Source organism: Streptomyces sp. NPDC048479 (assembly GCF_040651435.1).
Classification (GTDB): Bacteria; Actinomycetota; Actinomycetes; order Streptomycetales; family Streptomycetaceae; genus Streptomyces.
The window spans coordinates 104,303-122,931 of sequence record NZ_JBEZKA010000017.1 but is presented as its reverse complement, the minus strand read 5'-3'; the positions used below and the strand labels follow the sequence as shown (position 1 = coordinate 122,931).

The following is an 18,629-nucleotide window of genomic DNA, read 5'->3' as shown; positions in this document are numbered from 1 at the left end:
CTAGCTGGAACCGCGACGTGCCAGATACGGGTCTGGGCCTCGGCGACGGCTAATCGATGCTGCTCGCAGAAGAGCGCTGGCGTCTTCAGGCAGGCCGTACTCGTGTAGTTCGAGCGCAATGCGTATGACGTCTGTCTCAGTTCGGCTGCGTCCGTGGATGCTGATGACCGTGTCCGCTAGCTGAGTCTGCTCCTGGCGCAGAAGCGCGATGGATGCCGCGCTTTCCAAGGGAGTTAAGGCCGTCGAGGCGTCTTGGAGCCAGGAGATCGCGTGACTGGTCTGGCCGCTCCCGTGGAAACCGACGGCTGTGGCGGCAAGCTGCCGGGCGGCGGCCACGTCGCGTGCGCTCCGTTGCCGGTCCCCTGCTCTAAAGGGGACCGGCAGCAGAGGTGTGCTCGCCCCCATGTCGCCGTCGGCCGGAAACGGGTGGTTGGTCTGGCTGGCGACGAGCCGGCTGCGTTCGCTCCGAAGCCGTTCGTTTTCCTGCCTTATGGGAGTGCAGGTCCGGCAGATCGTTGGTTCGGCGGCTGTATGGATCTCCAGCAGCTCGTCCACGGTGAGCTCGACCGCTTCGCGTCCGGCCCTCTCAACGGCAAGGCAGTGAAGCAACCTGACGAAGCCAACGGGCGGCTTCCGCCTGCCCCTGCGGTAGCGGGATATCTCGCTCGGGTCCTTCCGCCACCCCCTGGAAGCCAGGAGCTCTGCGGCGTCTTCCAGTGTTGCTACTGCCAAGTGCCGGTAGAGCTCCATGATTACGGCGGCCAGGGCCTGTCGTCCTGGTGGAAGGTCCGCGCCCATCTGGCCGTCCATGCGTCCTGACGCCATCGCCGCTCCCCTGTGAGGCCTAGTCAATCCATTGTGCAGTAAGGGGTTTTGACTTCTTAGCGCGCAAGGTGAGATCTGGGTAGACGCCAGATCCATCGCCCCTGCTAAATGGGTGCTCAGCCGGAAGGCAATTCCGGGTGACGCCGTGCAGCACGGGGCCTTGCGGGCCCCGGCATGGCTCCACAGGGTGTGCGTTGAGCGGAGGTCTCAGGGTGGCAGAGAAGCCGGGAAGCATGATCCGCGCGGGGTTGTGGCTGCGTGATGAGGTAGGCCTGGACGGGAAGTTCACGAAGGCGGAACTGCGCGCGGCTTTCCCGGATGTGGCGCAGATTGACCGACGCGTGCGGGATTTGCGCGACCGTGGCTGGCAAATCGACACCAACCGTCAGGACCCGTCGCTGAACGCGGATGAGCAGCGCCTTGTGAAGATCGGCGCGCCGGTGTGGCTCCCTGGGCAGTCTAAGGCGCCGAAGGAAAAGGCCAGCCTCACTGATACGCAGCGGAACAAGGTGATGCTGGATGACGGTTTCCTCTGTCGCTCATGTGGCATCGGCGCCGGTGAGCCCTACGCTGACGGCGGTCAGGACGCCCAGCTCGACGTGGCGCGACGCAAGGTACTGATGCCGGACGGGACGACGCAGATGCAGTTGGTGACCGAGTGCAACAGGTGCCGGGTCGGCAGCGGAGGCCGCACTGCGGATCTGGCCGGAGTCATCGGAACTCTGGAGAAGCTCTCGGCGCTGGAGCTCGAGGTGTTCGCCGGCTGGCTGGAGGCCGACCGCCGGGAGCCGAGCCCGATGGAGAGGCTCTGGGGTGAGTACCGCACACTGCCTGGCGATGCCCGCAGTGCCGTCCAGGATGCCATCGACGGTATGAGTAAGTAGCTGACGAGGAGATGCAGAAGCAGATGATGCAGGAGTTCCCGCCGCCACCGCGCGCTGATGAGTTCAGCGAGCTGGTGAAGAGGCGCCTGGAGGACGTGAGGACCTCCGGCGGTACCCGGGAGACCGTGACTGTGGACTGGAATGGCCAGCCCCTCCACTGCGAAGTAATCGACTGCCCCGTCGGAGCCGTCTACTACAACCCGGGAACGCATCGCATCAGGGCGCAGCGTAGCCACAACCCGGCCAAGGATGAGGTTCTCAGCAAGGACCCCTGGGGCGTCGAGAGCCAGGAGGACTATCTCCCGTTCCTGCTCCAGGCCGACCCGGCGAATCCGAGTCGGCGCGACCCGGACTTCGACAAACTCAAGGAGGATCTGCAGAAGTTCGGGCAGAACGATCCTGGGCTGATTACCCATCACGGGATCCTGGTGAACGGCAACACGCGCGCAGCTGCGCTCCGCGAACTGGGTCAGCAGACGATGCGGGTCGGTGTCCTGCCGGAGTCGTTCATCTGGGCGGATATCAATGCGGTGGAGCTGTCTCTCCAGCTTCGTCGCGATCACCGGCGCGATTACTCGTATATCAACCGTCTGCTCGCGATGGAGGAGCAAGCCGCGCTGGGGCGGTCGCCCGAGGCGATCGCTAAAGACTTCCGTATCCGGGCCTCCACGTACCAGCAGGAGCGCTGGATTCTCAGCACCATCCGGGAGCAGATCGACCGCAGCAAGAGCGGCGGAGGCATCGGGCTGCGGCTGGTGGATTTTGAGGATCACCAGGAGAAGCTCAAGGAGTTGCACCGCGCGCACGAGAAGCTCGCGGCTGTCGAACCTGACGGGGCGGACGTGCTCAAGGAGCTCCGGATGGCCGCGATCGTCCTTGGCTTCGCGAAGACGGATGTCCGTCATATCGATGAGAGTTTCCGGGAGCGCTATCTGTCACGAACGATCCCAGCGAGCCTGAGCGCGCCGACGGAGGAGCAGTCGGCTGTGGCTGTGCCCGGCCTCGGCGGAGTGACGGTTCCCGGAGCCACTTCTGCGGTTTCCGCCGCTCGTGCGCTCAATGACCAGGTGCTGCGTGCCAAGGCCACGGCAGTCACGACTGCTCCCACGGTTCCGGAGCAGGAGAAGCGCGAGGCCCAAGGAGTGTTCGAGGGGGTCAAGGACGCGTTTGACAAGGCGATTGACGCCGCCGGTCGTGATGCCCGTCTGAAGAAGCGCAAGCAGATGGCGCCAGCCCGGCTCGCAGACGCCTGTGCCGACATCGACCAGTGTGTCGTGGAGCTCGTGCAGGCCCGCGCGTCGCGCAGCCTCGATGAGGAGGCGTTCGACGAGGCGGTCCTGAACCTGCGGGAGAGCCTGCGCCGGCTTGCGCAGCAGGCCGGCCGCGGGTCTGCGCACCATGGCGACGGCGTTGCTTGGCTGCTTGAAGCTGCCGCTCTTGAGGCGTCCTGATGACGGAGGCCGCCGCTGAGACCTCGCTCCGCCTTGGTTTCGATGAGACACGTACCAAAGTCGTCCTGAGGACAACTGACCGGTACCGCGACGACCTTGTCCAGTTGACCGCCCGTTTTCGTTCGGGCGGCCAACTTGGCCCGCTTGCCGCCGTTGTTGAGCTGAATGACTGGCTGGGGGGGCTGAACGCCCTCTCGTCTTGGCCACACCCGGCGGGTGTGTACTGGGCACCGGAATTGCAAGAGCTGGTCGTCGGCGTCCTTCAGGACGCCGAGGTGGTCAAGCAGCGCCTTGACAAGCCGGAACACCACGGAGAGATCACTCCGGATGATGTTCCCTTCCTCCTTGGGGACGAGTGGAAGGGTGATCTCAGTGACTTTCAGCGGCGGGATGTCGCCAAGCTGCTCTCGCTTCAGCACGGGGCCAACTTCAGTGTTCCCGGCGCCGGCAAGACGCGCGTAGGACTCGCGCTGTATGCCACGCAGAAGACACAAGGAAAGGCCCGTCGGCTGCTCATCGTGTGCCCGAAGTCCGCGTATGAGTCGTGGCAGTACGAGAGCGCCGTCTGTTTCAGGCACCCCCTGCGTACGGACATCCTGGATAGAGCGTATGACCAGTGGGCGGAGGTGCTGATCGTCAACTACGAGCGACTGGACCGCTCGCTCACTACTTTGGCGACGTGGCTCCAGGCCGGACCAGCGATGATCATCCTCGATGAGGCGCACCGCATGAAGCTCGGTGCCCGCGGGACCTACGGCGCCGCCTGTATGGCTCTCGGTCCCCTGGCGCGGCGTCGACTGATTCTGACTGGTACGCCGGCCCCGAACGGTGCCAAGGATCTGGAGAATCTCCTTGGCTTTGTCTGGCCTGGGCATGGCCAGACGACCGTCTCGCGTGCCGTCGCTGGTGGCGACCTCGCCTACGCGAGCTCGGTGCTGCGGCCCCTCTTCACTCGTACGACCAAGCAGGAACTTGGGCTGCCGCCGATGTCGCTCCAGATGCGGTACGTCGACATGCCGCCCCTGCACGAAGAGATCTATACCTCGCTGGTCGGCGGTGAAGGGAGTTGTGCGGCCCGGGACGACCTCAGCTCCCTCGGCAAGACTGCTCTTCGCCTGCTGATGGCTGCTGTATGTCCGGCGCTCCTGGCAGAAGGAGCGAATCGTCATGACCCGCTGGCCTATCAGCTGCCGCCGCTGGAGGTACCGCAGGGAAGCTCGCTGTACACACTGATGCAGAACCTCCCTGACCATGAGATGTCCCCCAAGTACCAGGAGGCGGCGCTCATAGTCGCGGAGAATGCGGAGCGGGGCCGTAAGACGCTCGTCTGGACGACTTTCGTTAGGAGCCTCACTACGTTGGAGAAGCTGCTGGGCAAGTTCGGGCCCGCGGTGGTGTATGGCGGAACCGCCGATCGCGAGGAGCAACTGCGGCGCTTCCGGGAAGATCCCGACTGCATGGTGCTGATCTCCAACCCAGCGACGCTGGGCGAGGGCATCAGCCTGCATCAGGTGTGCCACGACGCAGTTTATGTGGACCGTGACTTCATGGCTGGGCGATTTCTTCAGAGCATGGACCGGATTCACCGCTTGGGGCTTGCCCCCGATACAGATACGAACGCCACGGTGCTGGTCGCCAGGAACACCATCGACGAAGTCGTCATGACCCGGCTGGAACGGAAGCTCGACTTCATGGGCAAGATCCTCGACGATCCGTCAGTGCAGCAGCTCGCGGACCTTGAGGAAGAGCCGTCTGTGGCCGCAGGACTGGCGCCGAGCGATATGGCGGCCCTGCTGAGTCACATGGGGGTGCCGGCGCGGTTGCGCTGAGCGCTCGCTGGTGGTCGGGCGAGGCGAGTGCTGTCCGCCCGTACCAACGCCTTGGCGATGCTTCTGCCCACCGCTTCTGCGACAGGTGGGGGGAATGCGTTCCCTACCTGCCGGTATGCGGAGGTCTTACGGCCCTCGAATATCCAGTCTGGCGGGAAGCCCTGAAGCAGAGCCATCTGAGCGATCGTAAGTTTGACCGGCAGGGGATCGCCGGGAGAAGGAGGGAGATCGGCAACGCCGGCGCCGTTCACTCCAATCTCCGCCCACGCTTGCCTGGCGCGCGATGGTCCGAGATCGGGACCGCCGTGCTTCTTCGAACCGCCGCAGAGCGTCGGAGCGATGCGCTGAGCTTGCATTGCCCAGAACTCCGCGAGTTCCCAGCCTCTGGAAGCCATCGACGCTCGGAGGACGTCACCGACGAGCGGGGACGCGCCCGTTGGCGTGCTGGGTTCGGGCCAGCGGAAATAGCCGGAGACGTCTGGCCTCAATGCGACAAGAACGGCACGAGGGCGAAGCTGGGCGACACCGAAATCGCAGGAGTTCAACAGCCGCCACTCGGCTCTGTATCCCGAATCTGCCAGGCGCTGGAGAATGCTCGCTCGGTAGTCCCTGAACTTCTCCTGGAGTAACCCTTTTACGTTCTCGATGATCACGGCCCTGGGCTTAAGCGCCTGGATGAGCGTGAGCGCGGCAGGGAATAGGTCGCGCTCATCACCGCAACCTAGTTGGTTTCCGGCAAGGGAGAACGGAGGGCAGGGGACTCCGGCGGCAAGGAGGTCCGGGCGCCCTCGTCCGTTGAGCAGTGCTGCGGGGGTTACCCCGCGGACATCTGCCTGGAGGACGTTCCATTGAGGCCGGTTCGCCCTCAGAGTCTGGCACGCGTCTGGGTCGATTTCGACGAGTGCTTGGTGGCTGAGACCTGCCTCCTCGAGACCGAGAGCCTGGCCACCCGCGCCCGCGCAGATCTCCACGCAGGACAGGGGGGTGGTGTTCTCGTGAGCGGGGAGTGTCATGTGTGCCTCGCAGGTGGTCCGTCTGATTCCAGTGAGGCCAGCTTGCCGCCACTTGCCGCGGCAAGTGGCGGCAAGATACTCTCTTCACTCGAAGGGGCTAGCTTTCGGATTTTTGAGCGATTGGTGAAACTGTGGTCGACATGGGGCTGAGCTGGGAGAACGAATCACTCGGAGCCCGCGTCCGCGTCGCGCTGTGGTTGCGTGACGAGGTCGGCGAGGGCGGAAAGTTCTCTAAGGCCCGGATCCGGAAGGCGGTCAGGGGGACCGAGCAGGTTGACCGTCGCATGCGCGACCTGCGCCCCGCGGGGTGGGTGATTCTGACGTATCGCGACAAGCCCAGCCTTCAGCCTGACCAGCTGTACCTGGAGAAGGTCGGGCTGCCGATCTGGGAGCCGGAGCACCGCGCGGCCGGTCTGCGCCAGATCAGCGCGAAGACGAGGCGCTACGTGTACGAACGGGACGGCCACATGTGCCGTCGCTGCGGAGTCGCTGCGGGTGAGGCATACGCCGACGATCCGCGTGCCCATGCGCGTCTCACCCTTGGCCATGTCAATCCGCACAAGTCTGGTAGTGGGGCGAATGCCGAGGATCTGATCACGGAGTGCGCCCGCTGCAACGAATCAGTGAAACACCTCACTGGTGTGCAGATGACCAAGGAGCAGGTCTGGGACCGGATGAAGGAGCTCCCGGCACGTGGTAAGCGCGACCTGCTGGCATGGATGAAGGTCGACCACCGTCCGCTGAGCGCAGCGGAGAAGGCGTGGGGCATGTACCGGCAGCTCCCGGCCGCTGTGCGTGAACAGCTGGAGAGTGACCTGGAAGCACTCATGAGGGGCTGACCGCCGGAAGTGGCGTGCGGCCGATCTCGTGATTCCTGACAGTGCGGGATGCGACACTTGCGTGTCTGTTAACACCGCACCTGGAGGGGCCAATGGGTACCACCGACCGCAAGCTGACCTCGATTGAGATCTGCGCGGGAGCCGGTGGCCAAGCTGTAGGTCTCCACCAGGCTGGCTTCCGGCATCTGGCACTGGTCGAGATCGACAAGCACGCTGCGGCAACGCTCAGGAACAACATCAAGGACCGGCCGGCGTGGAGCTGGGAGCAGGAGCACTGCCTCGTCCGCGAAGCGGACGTGAAGGATTTCCACCCGCTCGAAGAGGTGCCCGCTCCTGACGCGCACGAGAAGAGCAAGCGTGGCCCGTCTGATGAAGCGGAGCTGATCAAGCCGAGACAGCTTGATCTCCTCGCTGGTGGCGTGCCGTGCCCGCCGTTCTCGGCGGCAGGGAAGCAGCTCGGCCGTGAAGATGATCGTGATTTGTTTCCCAGGATGCTTGACCTCGTGGAGCAGCTGCAGCCGCGTGCGGTCATGATCGAGAACGTGCGAGGGTTGGTCGAGCCCGAGCGTAAGTTCCGTTACTACCGCAACCACATCAAGAACCGGTTGCGCAAGGCTGGCTACGTGATCTGTGGTTGGCGGGTCTTGGAAGCTCGGGACTACGGCGTGCCTCAGCTCAGGCCGCGGGCCATCCTGGTCGCAATCCATGAGGACGACTACCGGGGATTCGAGTGGCCGGAGCCGGAGGGGGAGATCGTCACGGTCGCGGAGAAGTTGACACCATCCATGAAGAGGAGGCTTGGTGGCGAAGACTCTCCCCGATTCAAGGAGTGGCTGCGCCAGGCGGAACTCGGGACAGTCGCTCCCACGCTCGTCGGTGGATCCAAGAAACACGGTGGAGCGGATCTTGGCCCCACGAGGGCGAAGAAGGCATGGGCAGCGCTTGGCGTTGATGGTATGGGCGTGGCCAACGACGAGGACAAGATGACCGACCCTGATCGCGACCTCGGCAATCTGGAGAAAAAGAGAGGGCCTAAGCTCACGGTTGAGCAGGCGGCACTCATTCAGGGCTTTCCTGAGGAGTGGAAGTTCACTGGCGGCGGTAAGACCGCTCGCTATAGGCAGGTGGGTAACGCCTTCCCGCCGCCCGTTGCTGCGGCGGTGGGTGAGCGCATCAAGGAGGCTCTGCTGCGCACTGGGCCGCTGCTCGAAGACCCCAACCCTGGCTTTGAGCCGGAGGACGACCCGTCACTCGTCGCTGCTGAGCTTCCGCTCCAGCAGGCGCTTCCGACGATCGAAGACGACGCGGAGGACAGTGCTCGCGCACTCCTCGGGTGACTCGTGTTCCCAGAAGCGCAGAACCGTCCAGCCAGCTTCGGTGAGACGGCGGTCAGTGTCACGGTCGCGGGCCATGTTGCCCGCGACCTTGTCTGACCAGTAGCCCGGATTGGTTCTCGGCGGAACGTAGTGTTCGGGGCAGCCGTGCCAGTAGCAGCCGTCGATGAATACGGCCACCTTCGTGGGGCGGAAGACGATATCTGCCGTCCGTCGCAGATCGGGAAGAGGCTTGGCCGCCACCCGGTACCGCAGCCCCTGGGCGTGCAGCAGCCGGCGAAGCAGCCGTTCCGGCTGGGTGTCCCGGCTGCGGATCGCTTGCATGTTCCGGCGTCTCCCCGCAGATGACGCCCAGGAGCCTTCTGGCGGGGTCCAGGGCTGGGGATCGTTCAACTGCTTGCTCCTGCGGTCTGTCGTCTAGGGGTGGTCTCAGTCGTCCTGCACACGCTTGGAGCCTTTGCGCTCTCGTTCCAGTCTGACTACTGCCGCCTGTGGCCCGCCGCGGGGCCAGGGCTCCCAGTGTTCAAGGCGATAGAAGGACCGGACCTTGCGGCCCTCCCGCCGCTTGAGGTTCTTGATACTCCAGCCCAGCGCCCGCAATTCACGCATCCGTTTGGTCGGGTCGCCATGATTCTCTTCTCGCGCAACAAGCATGATGAGTTCTTTTGGGACGTTTTGCCCCTCCATGGACTTCAGTAGCTCGCCGATGCGCATATGGACTTCAGGCAGGCTCAGTGATGTGCGCAGGGCTGCGGCATTCTCTTCATGATCTGCGAAAAGAGCCTGCTTGGCGTGGTTGTCTTCCTCGCAGAGGGGCTGAAGATTGTCCGGGTCGTTGGTGCCCCCGAGGTCCAGTGGGACCTTGTGATCGATGACGAGCTTGACCTGGTCATCCTTCGGCGTGCGGCCACACGCCGCGCAACGGTTGCCGTAGGTGTGGAAGGTGAGAGCGCGGTCCGACGCGCGGATGGCTTTACGACCGCTCCGCTGACCGGGCATCAGGCTTCCAGCTGAGGAGGGGATAAGCGAACCGGTTCCTTTGGCCGGGCACCCGGGTCGCAGGTACGTCGAAGTGAGTGCGTAGCGAGCGAAGCCGCCGATCCATCTGGAGGTTGGCTTTACCAGTGAGAGCTGTTACACGCTCCCTGATAGCACCCATCTCCAGAGGGGCGTCGCGCGACTCATAGAGCACTTTGTACACGGCGCGCGTTTCGGCCTCTGGGACCAGGTCTTGCAGCTCCTGGCTGTCCGGAGCTGGCAGGGTGCGGGGCTCATTCTCCTGTGGCATGTCGTCCTGCGAATTCGGTTGCTCGTTGGGAAGGTTCACTGCTCACCGCGCATCGATGACAGCCTCGCCCTCACGGGATGAGTCGATGGTACGGAAGCGGACCAGGGGGACAGCAGGAGCGTGACGGTCCCTAGCTGCGACGAACGAGGCGGTGATAACTAGCTTGCCCGGGTCTGCCTGGCCGTTGGAAATGATCGAGGCGGGCTCTCCTAGTTCTTTATCAACCACGGCGTAGAGCAGGATCGCGCCCCGGCGGGACCGGTGAAACTCGCTGGCGTACGGATCGTCGTCGACGAGCGGGAGTGCACCAGCGATGCGCTCAGCGGACTGGCGGTGGGCCATACCTGAGATGCGGTTGAAGATGCCCGCTTTGCGGCTTCGCTGGACGAGGCTGATGGGAGCACTGCCGAGGATGCTGGCCGAAGCAGACCTTGCATCCTTTGTCTGGGGCGCGATGACGACCCAGTCATCCGTGCCGCAATCCGCACCGGAGGCGTCCCGCAGGTATTGCAGATGAGGAGCGAAGAGTTCAGGCCGCGCCCAGATCAGTCCGCTCATGATGTCCAGCAGCTGGCTGTGAGGGATGACGTACGTCTTTGCGGCGTACGTCGTGTAGTCACCGCGGTCGCTGGCAGGGAGGTGGACGAACGGTACGGGGTCCTGGCTGAGACCTGTGAGAATCGGCCGCCACAGTTCCGCGTTGTGCCGCAGGTCCGCTGTCGTCTCCGGATAGGCGGTCGGCTCCACCAACTCTCCCGGCTTCCGTATCTCCACCAGTTCGGCGTTGAACATCTTGTTCCGGGCTGACGGCTTGATCCAGGGCAGGTGCTGCGAGACCAGTGGCGGGATTTGGGCGGGGATTACCTGCGGTTTGCCGTCGATGAGAGTCGCATAGCGGGACAGTTCCGCGCGGAACGCCTCCTCGTCCCGGCATATTGCCTCGAACGCCTCGTAAAGATCGACGGTCTTCGTTCTGGTCAGCGGCTCCTCGCGGCCGATAAAGAGGCGGACCAGGTCGCGGTACCCCGGACGGAAGCCGAACCAGCGGCCCATTTGCATCAAGGTGTCGGCTTGCTGTGTGGTGCGGCGGTAGTAGGTGATCGTGAGGCCCTCCACCGTGAAGCCGCGAGACAGCTTTGTGCCGCCGACCAGGATCTTCCAGACATGCGGGGTGCGGTCGAAGTCCAGGTCGATCTGGGAGAAGTACCTATCGGTGTCGCCGTTGACGACGATGACCGGATTGCCGCCCGAGTTGATGAGCTGTCGAGCCCGGGAGACGTAGGGCTTCAGATCGGCGTACGAGGCTGGGGTGGGCAGGTCCTCGTCGGTGTACCGCTGGAAGTCAGCTGTGAGCAGCGCCTCCAGGCGGGCGTGGCCGGCCGGGCCCGTGTAGGCCGCTTGGTGCCACATGGTGTTGATGCGCAGAGCGAGCTCCGCGTGGTCGTTCGTCCGGACGGACTCGTGAACGAGCATCGTGTGGTGGCGGAAGGGGCCTTCCGGCACGTCGTGGTCGGCGCGGTACAGCTTCAGGGCGCCCGTCAGGAGGAAGGAGTCCATCGCCTCCTGGAGACGATCGCCCGTGGCGTCGTAAATGCCACGGATATAGGTTTCCTCGGCGTTGCTGTTGGAGCCGTCGAGGTCATGGAAGTCCTGGACGCCCATGTAACCCGAAGGCCGCGGCAGGGAGATCAGGAAATCGCGCGGGAAGATGTTCTCGCCGTCCCCCGGGTCAACGAAGACGTTGGCGAAGGGGGTTGCCGTGTAGCCGACGTACTGAGCGCGGGGGAGAAGCTTCAACAGGTCGGAGATTTGCCCGTTGATGGCCGACCGCGTGACCTTGCCGGCCTCCCACTTCTTCGGGTCCGTTGTATTGACGGATGCCTGGTCCGATTCGTCGTCGATGATCAGGGCCGGGATCTCTCCGAGAATCGGGCCGATCCTTCTGAGGTCCTGAACGAGCTTCGTCAGCACTGACTTGTTCTTTTTGACGACCATGACGCGGGCTGCCGCGTGGTGCAGATTCTCCGGGGCATGGAGGGGGAGTGGGCGGGCCTGCTTCTCGAATTCGAGGGCGCGGATACCGCCCAGCAGCGACTTGTAGTCGACTTCGCGAGTGGTGAGGCGCTCGATGTCGAAGGCGCCGAGCGTGGATGGACGGCCGCCGTGGGAGACGAACTCGGTCGGCCAGTCCTCGTCGTCCTGGTAATCGACGCCCACCAGCGCATCCAGATCCTGAGGGTCGGCGCCGCGCAGGATATTTTCCTGGCCGATAAGTTCCATGTCGAGGCGGCGCTGCGTCTGTCCGCGCAGCAGGTTGAGGGTGCCGCCCAGGACGATGACCAGGCGGTAGCCGGCGTCGATGGCCTTGGCCGTGACACCTGTGAAGTTGGCGGTCTTGCCGGACTGCACGTATCCGACAACCAGCCCCCGGGCCCGGTATGCCTCCATGCGCGTCGGGTCCGAGAGGCGTTCGACGACCGCGTGCGACGCCTCGTCCAGTGAGCAGATGGCCGCGTCGCTCCAGCCTTTGCGGCGCAGCAGCCGCTCATACGAAGCCCAGTAGAAGGAGCGGTTGGCCGCCGACTCACGGGTGTACCAGGCTTCGAAATTCTTGCTGATAATGACCGCGCCCGGCTCCTTGAAGACTGGGGTGATGGTATCCAGCGCCTTGCGCAGTTCGGCGCCGAAGTCGAGCCGGCTGTACGTATCGGCGCGCCTCTCTTCCGTACGCGGCGGGGAGTCCGACCAAGTGGCATGTTCATCGAGATCCCAGGCGGTGAGGGCTCGGTGCCACAGTGTGGTGAGTTCGTCGCCGGTGGAGGAGGTCACCAGGCGGTCCTGGAAGTGAGTGAGGGTGGCGTCAGTGGGCTCTTCTGCCTCGGAGAGTGCGAAGGCCAGTTTGGAGAACGGCTTGGGGCCGCGTCGCATCGCGGCCAGCACGTCGCCGTGCAGATTGAGCATGTGGTCGGGCATCTGGGGTCCTCAGCGGTCGTTCTCGAAGCGGGAGATCTCACAGCGGGCGGCCGAGAGCAGGACGCTGTTCCACAGAGCCATCTCGTCATCACGCTGGGCACTGGAGCGGCCCATCCGGAAGTTCTTCTCCAGCATCAAATAGAGCATGGCCTTGAGCGCGGGAGCATCGTTCGATCCGGCTCGCCGGTCGCCGTTAAAGGCCTGCCGGTACTCCTTGTTGAGGCGTACGACGTGTTCCTCCCGGACAATGTCGAAGAAGACCTCCTCCGGGAGGGCCTCCCATCGAAAGGTGATCGGATCCTCGCCTTCCAGCTCCGGCAGCTCGTCGCGCAGCGTGCGCTTCAGCCTGGGGTCTATGCCCTTGCCTGGCGGGACGGCCTCCTTGCGGTGCACCTCAGATGAGCGGCGCGCGGCCTCACGGTAGGTCGTCTCGGCCTCAGCGAGGTACGCGGCGAAGGTGTGGCCGTTGGCATCCGTGGCCTTTTCCAAGCCGCGGGCGAATGCCGGAGTGACGTTCACACCGTCCTTCTTGACGGTAAGGGAGAAGACGTCGTTGGGTTGGGGCGGAAGATCGATGGCGATACGGCTCAGGTTGTGGTGTGTCTCGCCACTGCGCGTGCCGTTCCAGCCGCCGGCCTGGACGAGGCGGTCGTTGCGGTAGATATAGAACCCCTGGCGCTCGGTCAGCGCTCCGATGCCGCGGTATGCGACGAGCGGGGACTTTGGCGGCCAGATGTGCGCGGACATCCGCAGTTCACCGACACCTTCGATGGGCGCGGTGTACGTACGCGGGTACCCGGCGCGTCCAGTGACGCGGTGGCCGAAGGGGTCGATTGCCTCGATGCCCCGGTGGTCGAGCTCGTCGCGGGTACTGACATCCTCGACGACGATGTCCACGTGGAAGCCCTCGCGGCCCAGGAACCGGTGCAGGTAGAGCCCCAAGTGGGTCTCCAGCCGCTCGATCGTCTCGTTGAGGAACCGGTCGGTCTGGCCGGCGGTGATGGTCTCGAAAGAACGGACGCCGTCCCAGCGCACGATTGTGCCGTGCCAGCCGATCACGCCGTCGTACCGGTCGATTAGATCCTGGCAGTACTTGGCGTCGACGATGTCACAACTGAAGTCAGCTTGTGCCCGGGTGGTCAGCCAGCGCCGACCCGTGGACGGGCTGCGCTTGGTACGGCTAATGACTGTGAGCGCGTCGGCGTGCGAGAGCGAAGCTGCTTTCAGGCCGGCGCCGAAGTGGCCGAGCGCGGAGGCGGCGTAGCCCTGGCGGCCACCGACGGTCATGGCGACATCCACCTGCTCGTCGTTCATTCCGCCGCCGTCGTCGATGACGAGTAGCGAGACGAGATGGTCCTCGTCGCGCAGGAAGCTGATGACGACGTTGTGCGCGCCCGCGTCGATGGAGTTGTCGACTAGGTCCGCGATGGCGGCTTCGAAGCCGTATCCCTGATGGGTCAGGGACTCGATGTAGCGAGCCGCAGGCGGGAGTCGCTTGCTGCCGCTCGTCGGGACGTCGTACTGCCAGCCGGCACCAGGCTCGTAAGGCATGGATCTTCCTTGCACACAGGGACTGGGTCTGTGTGGGGGACAGAGTGGGCCAGTCGGACGGCAACGTTCAATGTGAAAGTACTGTAAGTGAGTGGGAAAGGGCAGACGGTTACGCTGATATGGGCCCAATCGCATGGAGATTGGCGCCAGGTGCAGGCTCAGAGTGCTGCGTATACCGCCAGCGCCACGGGCGAACACACGTAGCGAGACGCCCTACGCCATCATCGGACGTGGCGTGTACGTCTTATTCGTGTTCTTTCACCGCGCGGGTCGGGGCCCTCGTTGTTGACCGAGGTGTCCTTGGGCAGCCCCGGGTGGTGGTTGGTGTTCAGGGGGCAGGGCGAAAGACCTGGCCTGAGAGGGTATGCCAGCCTGGGGGTGGGGCCCTCGAGGCGGTGGCCGCGCGCTATGACGCCCCTTGTACGGGTGCCCGGACGCCCAGCGGACGCATGCCGCGCAGGCCCTGCGGGGCGGAGTGAATCGCGCGGGCTCCGAGTGCGAGGGCGGAGCTGATGAGCAGGCCGAACAGGCTCATGACTGGTGGGGCGTCCCGTGGCAATCCCGGTACGCCGCCCCCGACCCGCACCAGCACGCCGCCCCCTTCGCCGGCGGCCATGCCACCGCTCGGCCCCTCGCCGCCAGTGTCGTTGCGTACTGCGGGAGCAGGTCCGCGTTCGCCGGTGACGACTGTTCCGAGGCCGCGAACGCCTCGTACGACGGGACCGTCGCCGTCACGATGCCCAGGTTCTCCGTGCCCGTCGACGACAGGTCCCGCAGCGAGGCCTCGATGTCCGTCAGGTGGGCCGTCCGGGTCGGGTACTCCGATTCCAACTCGGGGTAGGCCGCGAGCAGTTCGTTCAGTTCGTCCTCGGGCCAGTGGAGGACCGCCACCGGGAACGGGCGCGACAACGCCGAGCGGTACGAGCCCAGTTCGGACCTCAGGCGGGCGATTTCCGCCTTGAGTTCGGCCGGGTTTTCCGAGCCCAGGGCCCACAGGCGCTTCGGGTCGTGGAGTTCGTCCAGCGAGATGTCCGCCGTGTGGGACGTGTGGATCGTGTCGGCCAGGGCGTCCCGCTCGTCGTGCGGCAGGCCCAGGAGGCGGCGGACGCGGTGGCGGCCCGTGAGGAGGGACTGGGTCGCGTAGGAGACCTCGTCCTCGCCCGGGGGGAGGAGCAGGGTGAGGGCCGCGGTGAAGCAGTCGTGGGACGCCTCGAGCTCGTCGTGGGACTCCAGCGTCTCCGCGACGATCTCCCAGGGCGCCGGGTCGGCCGGGGCCGCCGTGCGGATGCCGGTGATCAGGGCGCGGGCCTCCGCCTCGTGGCCGTACTCCCAGAGGTTCGCCGCCTGCAGGGCCTTGATCAGCAGAGGGCGCTCGGGGTCGGCCGCGAGCAGGCGGTCGTAGAGGGTGGAGGCCTGTTCGCGGTCGCCCGCCAGTTCCAGGTGGGCCGCGGCCTGGAGCAGCAGTGGCTCATGGTCCTCGGGGTACTGCGCCGCGGTACGCAGCAGGCGCTCGGCTTCGGTGGTGTGATCGGCAGGCGTGTCGGGGCGCATGGTGGACACGGTACTGCTGTACGGGGGTTCAGAGGGATGAGCCGATTCTCACGAGTACCGCCATGAGCGATCCGAGCCAGAGCGCCGTGCCCAGGGCCAGCGTGAGGAGCGCCGACGAGCGGGCGGCCGGCGAGTCGATCTGGGCGTGTTGCGGATTGTGCGGGGTGTAGAGGACGCGGACCTGCGAGCCCTCGGGGAGCCGGTGCGGGCTGCCGCTGCTGTCGATCAGCGGCTGCTCGACCTCCGTGCCGTCGTCCGTCGTCCAGCGCACGACCGGATGAGCCGTGGAGTAGGAAGCCTCGCGCGTGGCTATGTGCCCCGTCACCGTGCCGAGCGCGCTGCGGCCGGTGCTGCGTACGAGCTCCGCAAGGATGTAGTTCGTGCCTTGTACGGCGCAGATCGCCAGCCCTGCGAGTAAGGGTACGAGGGTCAGAAACCAGAAGGGACTCATACGGCGCCATCGTAGGAGGTCGTGGGTCTGGTGAGTTGATGGACCAGCACCTATCGTGCCGCCGTGCGGCAGCGGGCGAGGGAGCGGGAACGGATACCGGTCGTGGTGCAAGGGCGCGGCTCGCGGCGTCGGGCCCGGTTCGCCCGTGGGCTGTGGACGAGCGCCGAGGTCACCGTCACCCTCGGGGTCGTCGTACTCCTCCTCGTCGTACATCAGCTGTGGTGGACCAATCGGCAGGCCCGGCAGGGTGCCGAGCACAAGGTCCAGGCCCTGGAGCGGGAGTGGGGGAGAGAAGGGGGAGAGGGGGAAGGGGAGGCGCGGTCCGTCGATGTGCCGGGCCGGCCCGTTCCGGTCGGGACGCCCACCGCCGGGGAGACCGGCACCGGCACCGGGACCGAAGCGCCCGACGCGCCGCCCGCCCGCGCTCCCCGCTGGGACCAGGCCTACGCCGTCCTCCGCATCCCACGGCTCGGCGTCGTCGCGCCCGTAGCCCAGGGCATCGCGAAGAGGGGCGTACTCGACAAGGGGTACGTCGGGCACTATCCGCAGACCGCCCAGCCCGGCCAGGCCGGGAACTTCGCCGTCGCCGGGCACCGCAACACCCACGGCGAGCCCTTCCGGTACATCAACCGGCTGCGCGGCGGTGACGAGGTGCAGGTCGAGACCCGCGAGGGGGTCTACGTGTATGTGGTGGACAAGAGGGTGGCGCAGACCTCGAGCCGGGACACCGGAGTGATCGCGGCCGTGCCGCGCAGTCTCGTGAAGACCGGCGCCGGGTACAGCGCGCCCGGGTACTACCTCACTCTCACCACCTGCACGCCGGAGTACTCCTCCACGTACCGGCTCGTCGTGTGGGGGAAGTTGACGTCGATGCGGCCGCGCTAGGGTCCCGGACGTGCTCAAACGTCGCCCTCAGCTGCTGTGGCTGCTCGTTCCGTACGTCGTCTTCCTCGGCGCGCTGCCGCTGGTGAACCGCGTCCGGCCGCTCGTCCTCGGACTGCCGTTCCTCTTCGTATGGCTGCTCGGGGCGACCCTCGTCACGCCCCTTGCCGTGTGGATGGCCTGGCGAGGGGATCACAAGTGAACGGCGCGATCGCGACGTCGATCTTCGGCGTCTTCATGGTGGCGACCGTCGCCCTCGGGCTGCTCGCCGTCCGCGGCCGCGGCGGCGGGACCGGTGGGCTCGCCGAGTGGTCCGTCGGCGGGCGCAGCCTCGGCGCCGTCTTCATCTGGGTGCTGATGGCGGGCGAGGGCTACACCAGCTTCAGCTATCTCGGCGCCGCCGGCTGGGGCTACAACTACGGGTCGCCGGTGCTCTATGTGGTCGCGTACCTGTCCTGCGGTTACGCCGTCGGCTATGTGGTCGGGCCCATGTTGTGGGACTACGGCCGCAAGCACGGACTCGTGGGGATCACCGATATGGTCGCCCACCGCTACGGGCGGCCCTGGCTCGGCGCGGTCGTCGCCGTACTCGCGACCGTCTTCCTGCTGCCCTACATCCAGCTGCAGATCACCGGCATGGGTGTGGTCGTCTCGACGATCTCGTACGGCGCGATCAGCCTCAACTGGGGCTATTTCCTCGCCTTCGCCGTCACCACCGGCTTTGTGGTGGTGAGCGGCCTGCGCGGCAGCGCCTGGGTCTCCGTCCTCAAGGACGGTCTGGTCATCGCCACCCTCGCCTTCCTGGCGATCTATGTGCCGCTGCACTACTTCGACGGGTACGGAGCGTTCCTCGGGCGGCTCGTCGCCGAGAAGGGCGAGTGGCTGACCCTGCCCGGGCACGGCGGCAGCGGGTTCGGCGAGGCCTGGTTCGCGACGACGACCGTCCTCAACTCCCTCACCGTCGTGATCTTCCCGACCACCGTCGCCGGCTATCTCGGCGCCCGTGACGCGGACGCGCTCCGTCGCAACGCCATCTGGCTGCCCGTCTACAACGTCCTGCTCTTCGTCCCGATGCTGCTCGGCATGGCCGCGATCTTCGTGGTGCCCGGCCTCGTCGGCGCGGAGTCCAATCTGGCCCTGTTCAAGCTGGTCGTCGACTCGCTGCCGGCCTGGGCGGTCGGGATCATCGGGGTCGCCGCCGCGCTCTCCTCCATCGTGCCGATGGCCGTCTTCATGCTGGTCATCGGGACGATGTGGGGGCGGAGTGTCCTCTCGCTCGCGCCCTGGCTACGACAGCGGCAGAAGGGTGCGGCGCAGACCGTCGTCGTGGTGGCGGGCGGGATCGCGCTGCTGTTGACGTACACCGCGCCCAACACGCTCGTACGGCTCTCCCTCATCTCGTACGAAGGGATGGCGCAGCTCCTGCCGATGCTGCTGCTCGGCCTGGTCTGGCGGCGGCTGACCCTCGCCGGAGTGGTGAGCGGGCTCGCGGCCGGAGTGGCGATCGTCTGCGTGCTGGTCTTCACCGGGCGCGATCCGGTGTGGGGCGTCAACGCGGGGATCGTCGCGCTCGCCGCCAACCTGGTCGTGGCGCTGGCGGTGACGTACGCCGGTCCGCCCGATCGTGATCCGCGGCCGGACGAGGACGTGCTTGCGGAGGATCCGCTCCCCGATGCCGATCGTGTATAACGGCTGGAGGTTCGAATTCGACGAGTGCGTCAGTGGCGAGTACGTCAGTGACGAGTGCGTGAGTGAGAG

Annotated in this window: 16 protein-coding genes; 8 read left to right on the top strand and 8 right to left on the bottom strand. The window is 65.7% G+C overall.

The features are described from left to right. Positions 1-810, bottom strand: a complete 810-nt coding sequence (locus AB0D12_RS25430; protein WP_362687133.1) for a hypothetical protein — start codon at positions 808-810, stop codon at positions 1-3. A gap of 227 nt (positions 811-1,037) precedes the next feature. Between AB0D12_RS25430 and AB0D12_RS25425 the strand changes: the two genes are divergently transcribed. The 3 genes from AB0D12_RS25425 to AB0D12_RS25415 are packed head-to-tail and all read left to right on the top strand — an operon-like array spanning position 1,038 to position 4,989. Then, entirely contained in the window at positions 1,038-1,709 is a 672-nt protein-coding gene (locus AB0D12_RS25425) for a hypothetical protein (RefSeq protein ID WP_362687130.1), read from the top strand. 11 nt (positions 1,710-1,720) lie between these two features. Further along, positions 1,721-3,160 (top strand): hypothetical protein, encoded by a 1,440-nt coding sequence (locus tag AB0D12_RS25420; protein ID WP_362687127.1) that lies wholly within the window; start codon positions 1,721-1,723, stop codon positions 3,158-3,160. Further along, positions 3,160-4,989 (top strand): DEAD/DEAH box helicase, encoded by a 1,830-nt coding sequence (locus AB0D12_RS25415; RefSeq protein WP_362687124.1) that lies wholly within the window; start codon positions 3,160-3,162, stop codon positions 4,987-4,989. The genes AB0D12_RS25420 and AB0D12_RS25415 overlap by 1 nt, the downstream gene beginning before the upstream one ends. Here AB0D12_RS25415 and dcm (AB0D12_RS25410) read toward each other — a convergent pair. After that, entirely contained in the window at positions 4,959-6,002 is a 1,044-nt protein-coding gene (dcm, locus tag AB0D12_RS25410; protein WP_362687121.1) for a DNA (cytosine-5-)-methyltransferase, read from the bottom strand. The two genes, AB0D12_RS25415 and dcm (AB0D12_RS25410), sit on opposite strands and share 31 nt — an antisense overlap. A 140-nt stretch (positions 6,003-6,142) precedes the next feature. On the opposite strand from dcm (AB0D12_RS25410), the gene AB0D12_RS25405 reads away from it, so the two are divergent. Next, positions 6,143-6,841 carry an HNH endonuclease gene (locus AB0D12_RS25405; protein ID WP_362687118.1) on the top strand — a complete coding sequence of 233 codons (699 nt, stop codon included), beginning with the start codon at positions 6,143-6,145 and terminating at the stop codon, positions 6,839-6,841. A 92-nt stretch (positions 6,842-6,933) separates the two neighbouring features. After that, complete coding sequence (dcm, locus tag AB0D12_RS25400) at positions 6,934-8,178, top strand: DNA (cytosine-5-)-methyltransferase (RefSeq protein ID WP_362687115.1); 1,245 nt, start codon at positions 6,934-6,936, stop codon at positions 8,176-8,178. On the opposite strand, the gene AB0D12_RS25395 is transcribed toward dcm (AB0D12_RS25400), so the two are convergent. From AB0D12_RS25395 to AB0D12_RS25370, 6 genes are all read right to left on the bottom strand, one after another. Then, positions 8,089-8,568, bottom strand: a complete 480-nt coding sequence (locus AB0D12_RS25395) for a very short patch repair endonuclease (RefSeq protein ID WP_362687112.1) — start codon at positions 8,566-8,568, stop codon at positions 8,089-8,091. The two genes, dcm (AB0D12_RS25400) and AB0D12_RS25395, sit on opposite strands and share 90 nt — an antisense overlap. Positions 8,569-8,604: 36 nt before the next feature. Beyond that, entirely contained in the window at positions 8,605-9,174 is a 570-nt protein-coding gene (locus tag AB0D12_RS25390) for an HNH endonuclease signature motif containing protein (RefSeq protein WP_362687109.1), read from the bottom strand. A 331-nt stretch (positions 9,175-9,505) separates the two neighbouring features. Beyond that, positions 9,506-12,436, bottom strand: a complete 2,931-nt coding sequence (locus tag AB0D12_RS25385) for a Z1 domain-containing protein (RefSeq protein ID WP_362687106.1) — start codon at positions 12,434-12,436, stop codon at positions 9,506-9,508. 9 nt (positions 12,437-12,445) lie between these two features. Further along, positions 12,446-13,987 carry an ATP-binding protein gene (locus AB0D12_RS25380; RefSeq protein WP_362687103.1) on the bottom strand — a complete coding sequence of 514 codons (1,542 nt, stop codon included), beginning with the start codon at positions 13,985-13,987 and terminating at the stop codon, positions 12,446-12,448. Between the two features lie 531 nt (positions 13,988-14,518). Beyond that, positions 14,519-15,538 (bottom strand): SEC-C domain-containing protein, encoded by a 1,020-nt coding sequence (locus AB0D12_RS25375; RefSeq protein WP_362687100.1) that lies wholly within the window; start codon positions 15,536-15,538, stop codon positions 14,519-14,521. Positions 15,539-15,566: 28 nt separating this feature from the next. After that, positions 15,567-15,989 carry a DUF3592 domain-containing protein gene (locus AB0D12_RS25370; protein ID WP_362687097.1) on the bottom strand — a complete coding sequence of 141 codons (423 nt, stop codon included), beginning with the start codon at positions 15,987-15,989 and terminating at the stop codon, positions 15,567-15,569. A 105-nt stretch (positions 15,990-16,094) separates the two neighbouring features. Between AB0D12_RS25370 and AB0D12_RS25365 the strand changes: the two genes are divergently transcribed. From AB0D12_RS25365 to AB0D12_RS25355, 3 genes are read left to right on the top strand one after another with little or no spacing between them, the layout of a single operon-like run. After that, positions 16,095-16,874, top strand: a complete 780-nt coding sequence (locus tag AB0D12_RS25365; protein WP_362687357.1) for a class E sortase — start codon at positions 16,095-16,097, stop codon at positions 16,872-16,874. A gap of 10 nt (positions 16,875-16,884) precedes the next feature. Beyond that, positions 16,885-17,073: a DUF3311 domain-containing protein gene (locus tag AB0D12_RS25360; RefSeq protein WP_362687094.1), complete on the top strand. Its 189-nt coding sequence runs from the start codon at positions 16,885-16,887 to the stop codon at positions 17,071-17,073. Beyond that, positions 17,070-18,560, top strand: coding sequence for a sodium:solute symporter family protein (locus AB0D12_RS25355; RefSeq protein ID WP_362687091.1), 1,491 nt, complete (start codon positions 17,070-17,072; stop codon positions 18,558-18,560). The genes AB0D12_RS25360 and AB0D12_RS25355 overlap by 4 nt, the downstream gene beginning before the upstream one ends. Positions 18,561-18,629 lie beyond the last annotated feature (69 nt).